The organism is Pseudomonas sp. AC083, assembly GCF_979253165.1.
Genome location: NZ_CEEDDH010000003.1, coordinates 41130 through 55088, shown reverse-complemented (window position 1 = coordinate 55088; position 13959 = coordinate 41130). Strand labels below are relative to the sequence as shown.

Below are 13959 nucleotides of genomic sequence, written 5' to 3'. Positions count from 1 at the left end.
ATGGCTAACATTCCAACGATTTCTTTCGACGCCATCATTATTGGTGGTGGCGGTGCCGGCATGCGCGCTGCGCTGCAGCTGGCACAGGGCGGCCACAAGACTGCGGTGATCACCAAGGTTTTCCCGACCCGTTCGCACACTGTGTCCGCACAGGGCGGCATCACGTGCGCCATCGCTTCCGCCGACCCGAACGATGACTGGCGCTGGCACATGTACGATACCGTCAAGGGTTCCGACTACATCGGTGACCAGGACGCTATCGAATACATGTGTCAGGAAGGCCCGGCCGCTGTTTTCGAACTGGACCACATGGGTCTGCCGTTCTCGCGTACCGAGCAAGGCCGCATCTACCAGCGTCCGTTCGGTGGCCAGTCCAAGGACTACGGCAAGGGCGGTCAGGCTGCACGTACTTGCGCTGCGTCCGACCGTACCGGTCACGCGCTGCTGCACACCCTTTATCAGGGCAACCTGAAAGCCGGTACCACGTTCCTCAACGAGTACTACGCTGTTGATCTGGTGAAAAACCAGGAAGGCGAATTCGTTGGTGTGATCGCGATCTGCATCGAAACCGGCGAAACCTCCTACATCCGTGCCAAGGCCACCGTTCTGGCGACTGGCGGTGCGGGCCGTATCTACGCGTCCACCACCAACGCCCTGATCAACACCGGTGACGGCGTCGGCATGGCTCTGCGTGCTGGCGTGCCGGTACAAGACATCGAAATGTGGCAGTTCCACCCGACCGGCATTGCCGGCGCCGGTGTACTGGTTACCGAGGGTTGCCGTGGTGAAGGTGGTTACCTGATCAACAAGCACGGCGAGCGTTTCATGGAGCGTTATGCTCCGAACGCGAAAGACCTTGCAGGTCGTGACGTGGTAGCCCGTTCGATGGTCAAGGAAATCATCGCCGGCAACGGTTGCGGTCCGAATGGCGACCACGTGATGCTCAAACTCGACCACCTGGGCGAGGAAGTGCTGCACAGCCGTCTGCCAGGCATCTGCGAACTGTCGAAGACTTTCGCCCACGTTGACCCGGTCGTTGCTCCGGTTCCGGTTGTGCCGACCTGCCACTACATGATGGGCGGCGTTGCTACCAACATTCATGGCCAGGCGATCACCCAGAACGCCGAAGGTCAGGACCAGATCATTCCTGGCCTGTTCGCGGTAGGCGAAGTGGCTTGCGTATCGGTTCACGGTGCGAACCGTCTGGGCGGCAACTCGCTGCTCGACCTGGTGGTATTCGGTCGCGCTGCCGGCCTGCACCTGGAAAAGGCGTTGACCGATGGCATCGAATACGACGACGCTACCGAGTCCGACATCGAAGCTGCACTGTCGCGTCTGAACGCGCTGAACAACCGTACCGACGGTGAAGACGTTGCCACCCTGCGTCGCGAGCTGCAAAGCTGCATGCAGAACTACTTCGGTGTATTCCGTACCGGCGAATACATGCAGAAGGGCATCGCTCAGCTGGCCGATCTGCGCAAGCGTATCGCCAACGTGAAGATCAACGACAAGTCGCAAGCGTTCAACACTGCACGTATCGAAGCGCTGGAACTGCAGAACCTGCTGGAAGTGGCTGAAGCTACCGCCATCGCGGCCGAAGTACGTAAAGAGTCCCGCGGCGCTCACGCCCGTGAAGACTTCGAAGACCGTGATGACGAAAACTGGCTGTGCCACACCCTGTACTTCCCGGGTGACAAGCGCGTCACCAAGCGTGCCGTGAACTTCTCGCCGAAGACTGTTCCGACTTTCGAACCTAAAGTCCGGACTTATTAAGGGTGACCGCCATGTTGCAAGTCAGTGTTTATCGCTACAACCCTGATCAGGACGCTGCGCCGTTCATGCAGGATTTCCAGGTCGATACCGGTGGTAAAGACCTGATGGTGCTGGACGTGCTGGCCCTGATCAAAGAGCAGGACGAAGGTTTCTCCTATCGTCGCTCCTGCCGTGAAGGCGTCTGCGGCTCCGACGGCATGAACATCAACGGCAAGAACGGTCTGGCCTGCATCACGCCGCTGTCTGCCGTTGTAAAAGGCAACAAGCTGATCGTTCGTCCGCTGCCAGGTTTGCCGGTTATCCGTGACCTGGTCGTCGATATGAGCATCTTCTACAAGCAATACGAGAAGGTGAAGCCTTACCTGCAGAACGACACGCCGGCTCCGGCCATCGAGCGTCTGCAGTCGCCAGAAGAGCGCGAAAAGCTCGACGGTCTGTACGAGTGCATCCTGTGCGCCTGCTGCTCGACCTCTTGCCCGTCCTTCTGGTGGAACCCGGACAAGTTCCTGGGTCCAGCTGCGCTGCTGCAAGCCTACCGCTTCCTGGCAGACAGCCGCGATACCAAGACCAGCGAGCGTCTGGCTTCACTTGACGACCCGTTCAGCGTTTTCCGCTGCCGGGGCATCATGAACTGCGTCAACGTATGTCCGAAAGGCCTGAACCCGACTAAGGCCATCGGTCACATCCGTAACATGCTGCTTTCGAGCGGCGTGTGATTCAGCTGCTGTAACCGTTGCACCGTAGAGGCTATGGCGCGGGCTTCAACCCGCGTCATGGCTATAACCAGAGCCGTAGCCATAAGCTGCAGCTCTTCTTTTGAAGAAATGAGACAAGCAGGGGCATCCGGGCTGGTACCCGGACTATCAGTGTGATCCTAGGTGGCTTGTTTTAGTCGCTGCATTCGGACTTCTGCAAGTTTGCTCGGTGTCGACACCGATGGTGTTCCCCTAACCGAGGGTGACCAAGCATGCAAGAAAGCGTGATGCAGCGCATGTGGAACAGCGCCTACCTTTCAGGTGGAAACGCTGCCTATGTGGAAGAGCTTTATGAGCTCTACCTGCACGACCCTAACGCTGTGCCAGAAGAGTGGCGCACCTACTTTCAGAAGTTGCCAGCCGACGGCAACTCTGCCACTGATGTTTCGCACTCGACGATTCGCGATCATTTCGTGCTGCTGGCAAAGAACCAGCGCCGCGCCCAACCGGTTTCCGCCGGCAGCGTGAGCAGTGAGCACGAGAAGAAGCAAGTTGAAGTGCTGCGATTGATCCAGGCCTACCGTATGCGTGGCCACCAGGCAGCCCAGCTTGACCCGCTGGGGCTGTGGCAGCGTCCTGCACCTGCAGACCTGTCGATCAATCATTACGGCTTGACCAATGCCGATCTTGATACGACCTTCCGTGCCGGCGACCTGTTCATCGGCAAAGAGGAAGCGAGCCTACGCGAAATTCACGAAGCGTTGCAGCAGACATATTGCCGCACCATCGGCGCTGAATTCACGCACATCACCGATTCCGAGCAGCGCCAGTGGTTCCAGCAGCGTCTGGAAAGCGTGCGTGGCCGTCCGACGTACTCCGCCGACATCAAGAGCCACCTGCTTGAGCGCGTGACTGCCGGTGAAGGCCTGGAAAAATACCTGGGCACCAAATACCCGGGCACCAAGCGTTTCGGTCTGGAAGGCGGCGAAAGCCTGATTCCGATGCTCGACGAACTGATCCAGCGTTCCGGCTCGTACGGCACCAAGGAAGTTGTCATCGGCATGGCCCACCGTGGCCGTCTGAACGTTCTGGTCAATACCTTCGGCAAGAACCCGCGCGAGCTGTTCGACGAGTTCGAAGGCAAGAAGAAGGTCGAGCTCGGTTCCGGTGACGTGAAATACCACCAGGGCTTCTCGTCCAACGTGATGACCACCGGCGGTGAAGTTCACCTGGCCATGGCGTTCAACCCGTCCCACCTGGAAATCGTTTCCCCGGTGGTCGAAGGCTCGGTGCGCGCCCGTCAGGACCGTCGCAACGACCTGACCGGTGAGAAGGTACTGCCGATCTCCATCCACGGTGACGCGGCATTCGCCGGTCAGGGCGTGGTCATGGAAACCTTCCAGATGTCGCAGACCCGCGGTTTCAAGACCGGCGGTACCGTGCACATCGTGATCAACAACCAGGTTGGTTTCACCATCAGCAACCCGCTGGACTCGCGTTCTACCGAGTACGCCACCGACGTTGCCAAGATGATCCAGGCGCCGATCCTCCATGTGAATGGCGATGATCCGGAAGCCGTGCTGTTCGTGACCCAACTGGCCATCGACTACCGCATGCAGTTCAAGCGTGACGTGGTGATCGATCTGGTCTGCTACCGTCGTCGCGGCCACAACGAGGCTGACGAACCAAGCGGCACCCAGCCCCTGATGTATCAGCAGATCACCAAGCAGCGCACCACCCGTGAGCTGTACGCTGATCGCCTGACTCAAGCCGGTGTGCTTGACGCTGAACGCGTTCAGGCCAAGGTCGACGAATACCGCAACGCGCTGGACAACGGTCTGCACGTAGTGAAATCGTTGGTCAAAGAGCCGAACAAAGAGCTGTTCGTCGATTGGCGTCCATACCTGGGCCACGCCTGGACTGCGCGTCACGACACGCGTTTTGATCTGAAGACGCTGCAAGAGCTGTCCGCCAAGCTGCTGGAAATTCCGGAAGGCTTCGTCGTTCAGCGTCAGGTCGCGAAGATCTACGAAGACCGTCAGAAGATGCAAGCCGGCGGCCTGCCGATCAACTGGGGTTACGCCGAAACCATGGCGTACGCGACCCTGGCGTTCGAAGGTCACCCGATTCGCATGACCGGTCAGGACATCGGCCGCGGTACGTTCTCGCACCGTCACGCTGTGTTGCACAACCAGAAAGACGCGGGCACCTACATTCCGCTGCAGAACCTGTACGACGGTCAGCCACGTTTCGACCTGTACGACTCGTTCCTCTCGGAAGAAGCGGTACTGGCATTCGAATACGGTTACTCGACCACCACGCCAAACGCGCTGGTGATCTGGGAAGCCCAGTTCGGCGACTTCGCCAACGGTGCTCAGGTCGTGATCGACCAGTTCATCACCAGCGGCGAGCACAAGTGGGGCCGTCTCTGCGGTCTGACCATGCTGTTGCCGCACGGTTACGAAGGTCAGGGCCCTGAGCACAGCTCGGCTCGTCTTGAGCGTTACCTGCAGCTGTGCGCCGAGCACAACATTCAGGTGTGCATGCCGACCACGCCAGCACAGATCTACCACTTGCTGCGTCGTCAGGTGATCCGTCCGCTGCGCAAGCCGCTGGTCGTGCTGACGCCGAAGTCGCTGCTGCGCCACAAGCTGGCCATCTCGACGCTGGAAGATCTGGCCGAAGGTTCGTTCCAGACCGTGATCCCGGAAATCGATGCACTGGACCCGAAAAAGGTCGAGCGCGTGGTTCTGTGCAGCGGCAAGGTCTACTACGACCTGCTGGAAAAACGCCGTGCCGAAGGCCGCGAAGATATCGCCATCGTGCGTATCGAGCAGCTGTATCCGTTCCCTGAGGACGACTTGAAAGAAGTCCTGGCTCCATACACCAACGTCAAACACGCCGTTTGGTGTCAGGAAGAGCCGATGAACCAGGGTGCCTGGTACTGCAGCCAGCATCACTTGCGTCGCAGCATCGCCAACCTCGACAAGACTCTCGTACTTGAGTACGCGGGCCGTGAGGCTTCGGCTGCGCCAGCTTGTGGTTACGCATCGATGCACGCCGAGCAGCAGGAAAAACTGCTGCAAGATGCTTTCACTGTTTAACGCCTTCGCGCTGACTGAAACCGAATTTTAAGGACCCACAGATAATGGCTATCGAAATCAAAGCCCCGTCATTCCCGGAATCGGTTGCCGATGGCACCGTTGCCACCTGGCACAAGAAACCAGGTGAGGCCGTCAAGCGTGACGACCTGATCGTCGACATCGAAACCGACAAAGTCGTGCTCGAAGTGTTGGCTGAAGCGGACGGCGTGCTGGGCGCAATCGTTGCCGAAGAGGGCGCTACCGTTCTGTCGAACCAGGTCCTGGGCTCGATCGAAGAGGGCGGCGCTGCTGCTGCCGCTCCTGCCGCCGCTGCTGCTCCGGCTGCTACTGCCGCTGCCGCACCGGCTGCTGCCGATGGCGAAGATGACCCGATCGCCGCTCCTGCCGCGCGCAAGCTGGCTGAAGAAAACGGCATCAACATCGCTTCCGTTGCCGGCACCGGCAAGGGCGGTCGTGTGACCAAGGAAGACGTGGTAGCAGCAGTTGCTGCCAAGAAAGCCGCTCCGGCTGCCGCACCTGCCAAGGCTGCTGCTCCTTCGGCTGCTGCGCCTGTGTTCGCTGCCGGCGACCGCATCGAGAAGCGCGTACCGATGACTCGCGTACGTGCCACCGTGGCCAAGCGTCTGGTTGAAGCCCAGTCGAACATGGCGATGCTGACCACGTTCAACGAAGTCGACATGACCGAAGTCATGGCTCTGCGTTCGAAGTACAAGGACCTGTTCGAGAAGTCCCACAACGGCGTACGCCTGGGCTTCATGTCGTTCTTCGTGAAAGCGGCCACCGAAGCGCTGAAACGCTTCCCGGCTGTCAACGCGTCGATCGACGGCGGCGACATCGTTTACCACGGCTATGCGGACATCGGCGTTGCCGTTTCCAGCGACCGTGGCCTGGTGGTACCGGTTCTGCGTAACGCCGAGCTGATGAGCCTGGCTGAAATCGAAGGCGGCATCGCAACATTTGGCAAGAAAGCCCGTGACGGCAAACTGTCGATGGACGAGATGACCGGTGGTACCTTCACCATCACCAACGGTGGTACCTTCGGTTCGATGATGTCGACGCCGATCGTCAACCCGCCGCAGGCAGCGATCCTGGGCATGCACAACATCATCCAGCGTCCGATGGCCATCAACGGTCAGGTCGTGATCCGTCCGATGATGTACCTGGCTCTGTCCTACGATCACCGTCTGATCGATGGCAAAGAAGCTGTGACCTTCCTGGTGACCATCAAGAACCTGCTGGAAGATCCGGCTCGTCTGTTGCTGGATATCTAAAAAGCAGCTGCAAGCTTTCAGCTACAAGCCTCAAGCTCAAGGCGAGCGGGTGGGCTTGCAGCTTGAAGCTTGCGGCTTGTAGCTTTATTGCTAAAGAGGATTTTTTGAATGTCGCAGAAATTTGACGTAGTAGTGATCGGTGCCGGCCCTGGTGGCTATGTAGCGGCCATCAAGGCTGCTCAGTTGGGCCTGACCACTGCCTGCATCGAGAAGTACACCGACGCAGAGGGCAAGCAAGCCCTGGGCGGTACCTGCCTGAACGTGGGTTGCATTCCTTCCAAGGCGCTGCTCGACAGCTCGTGGAAATACAAGGAAGCCAAAGAGAGCTTCAACGTTCACGGTATCTCGACCGGCGAAGTCAAAATGGACGTCGCTGCGATGGTTGGCCGCAAGGCTGGCATCGTCAAGAACCTGACTGGCGGCGTTGCGACCCTGTTCAAGGCCAACGGCGTTACTTCGATCCAGGGCCACGGCAAGCTGCTGGCCGGCAAGAAAGTCGAAGTCACCAAGCCGGACGGTTCGGTTGAAGTCATCGAAGCGGAAAACGTCATCCTCGCGCCAGGTTCGCGTCCGATCGACATTCCACCGGCTCCGGTTGACCAGAAAGTCATCGTCGATTCGACTGGCGCTCTGGAGTTCCAGTCCGTACCTAAACGTCTGGGCGTGATCGGCGCTGGCGTGATCGGTCTGGAGCTGGGTTCGGTATGGTCGCGTCTGGGTGCAGAAGTGACTGTTCTCGAAGCACTGGACACTTTCCTGATGGCAGCGGACACCGCTGTTTCCAAGGAAGCGCTGAAAACCCTGACCAAACAGGGTCTGGACATCAAGCTGGGCGCTCGCGTTACCGGTTCGAAAGTCAACGGCGAAGAAGTCGTCGTCAACTACACCGATGCCAACGGCGAACAGACCATCACTTTCGACAAGCTGATCGTTGCCGTTGGTCGCCGTCCGGTGACCACTGATCTGCTGTCTGCCGACTGCGGCGTGGAAATCGACGAGCGCGGTTTCATCGCGGTCGATGACCATTGCGTCACAGCTGTACCGGGCGTCTTCGCCATCGGTGACGTGGTTCGCGGCATGATGCTGGCCCACAAGGCTTCGGAAGAAGGCATCATGGTTGTCGAGCGCATCAAGGGCCACAAGGCTCAGATGAACTATGATTTGATCCCTTCGGTTATTTATACTCACCCGGAAATCGCGTGGGTTGGCAAAACCGAGCAGGCGCTGAAGGCCGAAGGCGTTGAAGTCAACGTCGGCACCTTCCCGTTCGCCGCTTCCGGCCGTGCCATGGCTGCCAACGATACCGGTGGTTTCGTCAAGGTCATCGCCGATGCCAAGACCGACCGCGTATTGGGCGTGCACGTGATTGGCCCGAGCGCTGCAGAACTGGTTCAGCAGGGCGCGATCGGTATGGAATTCGGCACCAGCGCTGAAGACCTGGGCATGATGGTTTTCTCCCATCCGACCCTGTCCGAAGCCTTGCACGAAGCTGCTCTGGCAGTGAATGGCGGCGCCATTCACATTGCCAACCGCAAGAAGCGTTAAGACATAATAAGAAACCACGGCGGTAGCGGCCCGTCGTGAGCCTTGCGAGCAAGACTCACCGCGGAATGTCCGCCGGACGCAGTCTTGCGTAGCCCAGCTACGCAAGCAGCAGTCACAGGTGGCGCGGCACTCAAACGAGCGCAGCGCCGAATGCGCAGTACCTAACGAAGACGGTAAAAAGCATGAATCTTCACGAGTATCAGGGTAAGCAGCTGTTCGCTGAATACGGCCTGCCAGTTTCCACTGGTTACGCAGTAGACACCCCGGAAGCAGCAGCAGAAGCTTGCGACAAAATCGGCGGCAACGAGTGGGTCGTCAAAGCCCAGGTTCACGCCGGTGGTCGCGGTAAAGCGGGCGGCGTAAAGCTGGTTCGCAGCAAAGAAGACGCCAAAGCCTTCGCACAGCAGTGGCTGGGCAAGCGTCTGGTGACTTACCAGACTGACGCCAATGGCCAGCCAGTCACCAAGATCCTGGTTGAATCGTGCACTGATATCGCTAAAGAGCTGTACCTGGGCGCTGTCGTTGACCGTTCGAGCCGTCGCATCGTGTTCATGGCTTCCACCGAAGGTGGCGTGGACATCGAGAAAATCGCTCACGACACTCCAGAAAAAATTCTCAAGGCCACTATCGATCCACTGGTTGGCGCTCAGCCATCCCAGGGTCGCGAGCTGGCATTCCAGCTGGGTCTGGAAGGCAAGCAGGTCACTCAGTTCGCCAAGATCTTCGTAGGTCTGGCCAAGCTGTTCAAAGACCACGACCTGGCTCTGCTGGAAGTGAACCCGCTGGTGATCAAGGCTGACGGCGATCTGCACTGCCTCGACGCGAAGATCAACATCGACGCCAACGCCATGTACCGTCAGCCCAAGCTGAAGGCTTTCCACGATCCGTCGCAGGACGATCCGCGCGAAGCGCACGCTGCCAAGTTCGAACTGAACTACGTAGCGCTGGAAGGCAACATCGGCTGCATGGTCAACGGTGCCGGTCTGGCCATGGGCACCATGGACATCGTCAACCTGCATGGCGGCAAGCCAGCCAACTTCCTCGACGTAGGTGGTGGCGCTACCAAGGAACGCGTTACTGAAGCGTTCAAGATCATCCTGTCCGACCAGAACGTCGCGGCAGTACTGGTCAACATCTTCGGCGGCATCGTTCGCTGCGACATGATTGCCGAAGGCATCATCGGCGCCGTGAAAGAAGTCGGCGTGAAAATCCCGGTTGTTGTTCGCCTTGAAGGCAACAACGCTGAGCTGGGCGCTAAAGTACTGGCAGAAAGCGGTTTGAACATCATCGCTGCTACCAGCCTGACCGACGCTGCTCAACAAGTTGTCAAAGCTGCGGAGGGCAAATAATGAGCGTCCTGATCAATAAAGACACCAAAGTTATCTGCCAGGGTATTACCGGTTCGCAAGGTAGTTTCCACACCCAGCAAGCCATCGAATACGGCACCAAGATGGTTGGCGGCGTAACTCCGGGCAAAGGCGGCACCGAGCACCTGGGTCTGCCAGTGTTCAACACCGTCAAAGATGCAGTAGCAGCCACTGGCGCTACCGCCAGCGTGATCTACGTTCCGGCTCCGTTCTGCAAGGACTCGATCCTGGAAGCGGCATTCGGCGGCATCAAGCTGATCGTCTGCATCACCGAAGGCATTCCTACCCTGGACATGCTGGACGCCAAAGTTAAGTGCGACGAGCTGGGCGTAGTCCTGATCGGCCCTAACTGCCCAGGCGTGATCACCCCAGGCGAATGCAAGATCGGCATCATGCCAGGTCACATTCACTTGCCAGGCAAGGTCGGTATCGTTTCGCGTTCCGGCACCCTGACCTACGAAGCTGTGAAGCAGACCACTGACGCCGGTTTCGGTCAGTCGACTTGCGTCGGCATCGGCGGTGACCCGATCCCGGGTTCGAACTTCATCGACATCCTGAAGCTGTTCCAGGAAGACCCGAAGACCGAGGCGATCGTGATGATCGGCGAGATCGGCGGTTCGGCTGAAGAAGAAGCGGCTGCCTACATCAAGGCTAACGTGACCAAGCCGGTTGTTTCCTACATCGCTGGTGTGACTGCTCCTCCGGGCAAGCGCATGGGCCATGCTGGCGCAATCATCTCTGGCGGCAAAGGCACTGCAGACGAGAAATTCGCTGCGCTGCAAGACGCAGGCGTTAAAACCGTGCGTTCGCTGGCAGACATCGGCAAGGCCTTGGCCGAGCTGACTGGCTGGGAAGTGAAGAAGTAAGCTTCGGCTGACTTTTTAGCTCCAGCAGCAAAGGCCACCTTCGGGTGGCCTTTGTCGTTTCTGGCGTATGAGAATTTTGAGCGCTGTTGTGGCGAGGGGATTTATCCCCGCTGGGCTGCGAAGCGGCCCCCATGCCAGCGACCATGATCAGTCAGGCAGTTTGAGCTCGGATTCTTTGGGACTGCTGCGCAGTCCAACGGGGATAAATCCCCTCGCCACAGGTTTGCTGTGATGAATACAGGTTCTCTGTATGAAAAATAGATATGTAAACGCGACACGGAAACGTCGCGTATCGGATAGTTCGCCCTCCAACAGTGCGTTTGTCAGCCAAATTCGTTAGGCTGGCCGCCATTTTTGCGTCCGCCGCCCACAAGGCAGCCACGCGCTTTAAGGGTCAGTCCCATACGGATCGACAGCATTTCCCTAATCCAACAGGGCAATCCCCCTCTAAATTCCGATTTCAGTAGTGTGGTATTACCTTAATGAAAGTTTTGAAAGGTCAGGACATCCTGGCACTTGGTTTTATGACGTTTGCCCTGTTTGTCGGGGCCGGTAACATCATTTTCCCGCCGATCGTCGGCTTGCAGGCCGGACCTCACGTCTGGATGGCTGCGCTGGGCTTTCTGATTACCGCCGTTGGTTTGCCGGTAGTCACTGTGGTGGCGCTGGCCAAGGTCGGCGGCGCGATGGATGCGCTGAGCAGCCCGATCGGCAAGATCGCCGGTGGTATCCTCGCGGCGGCATGCTATCTGGCTGTGGGGCCGCTGTTCGCCACTCCGCGTACCGCGACCGTATCCTTTGAAGTGGGTCTGGCGCCATTGACCGGTGAAAGCCCGCTAGCGCTGTTCCTCTACAGCTCGGTGTACTTCCTGCTGGTGTTCTTCATTTCGCTCTACCCTGGGCGGTTGTTGGATACCGTTGGCCGCTTCCTCGCGCCGCTGAAAATCATTGCGCTGGCAGTACTGGGCATCGCCGCGTTCGCCTTGCCGGCGGGTGACATCGGTCACGGCACTCCAGAGTATGTGGCGGCACCGTTTTCCCAAGGCTTCATCAATGGTTACTTGACCATGGATACCCTCGGCGCACTGGTATTCGGCATCGTTATCGTCAACGCGATCCGCTCCCGTGGCGTCGAGTCGCCGGCGCTGATCACCCGTTACGCGATCATCGCCGGGCTGATTGCCGGCGTGGGTCTGGCACTGGTCTACGTCAGCCTGTTCCGCCTCGGGTCCGGCAGCCATGAAGTCGCGGTCGGCGCCACCAACGGCGCGGCGGTGTTGCATGCTTACGTGCAGCACACCTTCGGTTCGCTGGGCAGTGGTTTCCTTGCGGTGCTGATCTCGCTGGCGTGTCTGGTCACGGCGGTCGGCCTGACCTGTGCCTGTGCTGAATACTTCAGCCGTGTGCTGCCGCTGTCCTACAAGACGCTGGTGATTATCCTCGCAGCGTTTTCGCTGCTGGTCTCCAACCTCGGTCTGACCAAACTGATCGCCTTCTCGATTCCGGTACTCACCGCGATCTACCCGCCGTGCATCGTTCTGGTCGCGCTGAGCTTCTGCAAGGATTTCTGGCATGAGCACGGGCGCATTCTTGGCCCGGTGATGCTGGTTTCCTTCGTTTTCGGCACCATCGACGCCCTGAAAGGCGCTGGTCTGGCCGACTGGATGCCAACTCAGCTGACCCATCTGCCGCTGAGCGAGCAGGGTCTGGCGTGGCTGGTGCCGTGCGTGATGACTCTGGTGGTCGCCGTGGTCTGTGATCGCCTGCTGGGCAAGCGCAGCGAAGTCACTGCCTGACGTGGTTTGGACCCGCCATAAGTGGGTCGAGCACGGTTAAACAGAAATGCCCCGTATCAATCGATACGGGGCATTTTTTATCAGAGCTGATAATCCTCAGCCCAGATAACGTACCACCAGAGCTCCCACATTGACATTGACATTGACATTGACGTTGTCGCTGTCACGGCTCAGGAGTATTCGCTTGTCGGGCTGCACTGCCACCGAGATCCATTGCATACCGGGCCCCATAGAGTGAGTTACGTATCCCTTGCCATCTCCAAAGGTTGTGTCCAGTTCACCCGTTGCCAGATAGCGGCAGGCAAGCATTTGCTCCCTGGTTATTTGCCCTGTACTCCCCACCACAACCAAGCCATCCTCAGGCTCCCCACTTAGATCGAACAAAGTGCAACCGTCGGTTAATCCAAGATCAGTGACTACAGGCTTACCCTGATTGAATGCGAGATTTGGTCTACCGTTCGGGTTGTACGCGGCCATCATTGCTTTGCGTCCTTTACCCCAAACGTCGTCAGGCGATGTGTCGACCTGGCCAGCAACAAAGAAGCTGCCGTCAGCACGTAACATCAGGCTTCGTACGCTGGCCGGGTAATCCGATGGTATGTAGACGGTCCCGGTGCCATCATCGCCGAAGCCTTTATGGGGCGTTCCATCGACGTTCAGGCGCACAATCTTTCCTTCTCCAGCCCTCGAACCTGCGACTGTGATTACTCCATCCTCTGCCACTGAAATCGAAGCAATGCCCATTGCAAGATCCAGCCAGCCTTTGTTGTTGAAAGCGGTATCGAAATCTCCTTTCTGATCAAGTCTGAACAGTCGGTTGCTTTGACCGACGAGGATTTTTTCATCAGCAGTCAGTACTAACCTAGTTCTGGATTGCGACTTGATGGAAGCTTCCGGTTTTGGCAATTGCGATTCGGACTTTGGCAGGAAAGGGACGTAAACCGTCCCATCGAGACCGAAATCGCGATCTCTTTCACCATCAGCGAAGAATCTGGCAAGCGCAAATCGAGTTCCTTGGTCCTCATCATATTGATACCCAAAAAGCAGCGCTTTACCGTCTTTATAAAGACAGGCGCCAGTGCCGCTGGCTTGTCCCGAACCTGTAAACGTACCTACGATCAAACCGTTTTCGTTGAAGCCAGTATCGTTAGTACCGTCTGCCAGTAATTGCGCCAAATGAAAACTGACCTTGCCCTCTACAAAAGTTTGTCCCACGAGAAGGATCTTTCCATCCGGGCGCAAGCCTGCGATGTTCAAAGCCTGGCTTCCCGCAGCAAATGACTCGGCGTACCCCCGGTTGCCAAACGTTGTGTCAATGGGCAGCGCAGCGTTCAAAGGTGTCATGCTCAAATCCTTGTCTGATAGGGGGGCGGTCAGTGTTCCCGTTTGAGAAAACGACCTTATGCCTCGCCATACCCTCTCCGCTACTGTCAGAGTTGACAGGTATAAGCCTTTGATAACTGATAGCTGCGGTCTATTTTGAATTAATTTGACTCTTCAATGAGCGTGTCTTTTTACGAGCCAACACGTCGAAACGAAGGG

At 58.1% G+C, this 13959-nt stretch carries 9 protein-coding genes; 8 read left to right on the top strand and 1 reads right to left on the bottom strand.

Translation table 11 applies throughout. The features are described from left to right. The 8 genes from sdhA (at position 1) to brnQ (ending at position 12417) form a co-directional block, all read left to right on the top strand. Entirely contained in the window at positions 1 to 1773 is a 1773-nt protein-coding gene (gene sdhA, locus AC0IXA_RS06305; RefSeq protein ID WP_024012149.1) for a succinate dehydrogenase flavoprotein subunit, read from the top strand. Positions 1774 to 1784: 11 nt separating this feature from the next. Further along, positions 1785 to 2489: a succinate dehydrogenase iron-sulfur subunit gene (locus tag AC0IXA_RS06300; RefSeq protein WP_016773675.1), complete on the top strand. Its 705-nt coding sequence runs from the start codon at positions 1785 to 1787 to the stop codon at positions 2487 to 2489. Positions 2490 to 2740: 251 nt separating this feature from the next. Beyond that, on the top strand, positions 2741 to 5572 hold the full coding sequence (locus AC0IXA_RS06295) for a 2-oxoglutarate dehydrogenase E1 component (RefSeq protein WP_041479560.1): 2832 nt from the start codon (positions 2741 to 2743) through the stop codon (positions 5570 to 5572). Between the two features lie 44 nt (positions 5573 to 5616). Further along, complete coding sequence (odhB, locus tag AC0IXA_RS06290) at positions 5617 to 6843, top strand: 2-oxoglutarate dehydrogenase complex dihydrolipoyllysine-residue succinyltransferase (protein ID WP_024012151.1); 1227 nt, start codon at positions 5617 to 5619, stop codon at positions 6841 to 6843. Between the two features lie 108 nt (positions 6844 to 6951). Continuing rightward, positions 6952 to 8388 carry a dihydrolipoyl dehydrogenase gene (gene lpdA / locus AC0IXA_RS06285; protein ID WP_016773678.1) on the top strand — a complete coding sequence of 479 codons (1437 nt, stop codon included), beginning with the start codon at positions 6952 to 6954 and terminating at the stop codon, positions 8386 to 8388. A 182-nt stretch (positions 8389 to 8570) separates the two neighbouring features. Further along, complete coding sequence (gene sucC / locus AC0IXA_RS06280) at positions 8571 to 9737, top strand: ADP-forming succinate--CoA ligase subunit beta (RefSeq protein WP_016773679.1); 1167 nt, start codon at positions 8571 to 8573, stop codon at positions 9735 to 9737. Further along, complete coding sequence (gene sucD / locus AC0IXA_RS06275; RefSeq protein ID WP_016773680.1) at positions 9737 to 10621, top strand: succinate--CoA ligase subunit alpha; 885 nt, start codon at positions 9737 to 9739, stop codon at positions 10619 to 10621. Before sucC ends, sucD begins: the two co-directional genes overlap by 1 nt. A 482-nt stretch (positions 10622 to 11103) precedes the next feature. Continuing rightward, positions 11104 to 12417, top strand: coding sequence for a branched-chain amino acid transport system II carrier protein (gene brnQ, locus AC0IXA_RS06270; RefSeq protein ID WP_016773681.1), 1314 nt, complete (start codon positions 11104 to 11106; stop codon positions 12415 to 12417). Positions 12418 to 12513: 96 nt separating this feature from the next. On the opposite strand, the gene AC0IXA_RS06265 is transcribed toward brnQ, so the two are convergent. Further along, positions 12514 to 13761, bottom strand: a complete 1248-nt coding sequence (locus tag AC0IXA_RS06265; protein WP_471812216.1) for an NHL repeat-containing protein — start codon at positions 13759 to 13761, stop codon at positions 12514 to 12516. Positions 13762 to 13959: the final 198 nt, after the last annotated feature.

Excerpts from the sequence above, each read along its gene's own strand:
- AC0IXA_RS06300 (WP_016773675.1), top strand. The coding sequence starts at position 1,785 with ATGTTGCAAGTCAGTGTTTATCGCTACAACCCTGATCAGGACGCTGCG.
- lpdA (WP_016773678.1), top strand. The coding sequence starts at position 6,952 with ATGTCGCAGAAATTTGACGTAGTAGTGATCGGTGCCGGCCCTGGTGGC.
- AC0IXA_RS06295 (WP_041479560.1), top strand. The coding sequence starts at position 2,741 with ATGCAAGAAAGCGTGATGCAGCGCATGTGGAACAGCGCCTACCTTTCA.
- brnQ (WP_016773681.1), top strand. The coding sequence starts at position 11,104 with ATGAAAGTTTTGAAAGGTCAGGACATCCTGGCACTTGGTTTTATGACG.
- sucD (WP_016773680.1), top strand. The coding sequence starts at position 9,737 with ATGAGCGTCCTGATCAATAAAGACACCAAAGTTATCTGCCAGGGTATT.
- odhB (WP_024012151.1), top strand. The coding sequence starts at position 5,617 with ATGGCTATCGAAATCAAAGCCCCGTCATTCCCGGAATCGGTTGCCGAT.
- sucC (WP_016773679.1), top strand. The coding sequence starts at position 8,571 with ATGAATCTTCACGAGTATCAGGGTAAGCAGCTGTTCGCTGAATACGGC.
- sdhA (WP_024012149.1), top strand. The coding sequence starts at position 1 with ATGGCTAACATTCCAACGATTTCTTTCGACGCCATCATTATTGGTGGT.
- AC0IXA_RS06265 (WP_471812216.1), bottom strand. The coding sequence starts at position 13,761 with ATGACACCTTTGAACGCTGCGCTGCCCATTGACACAACGTTTGGCAAC.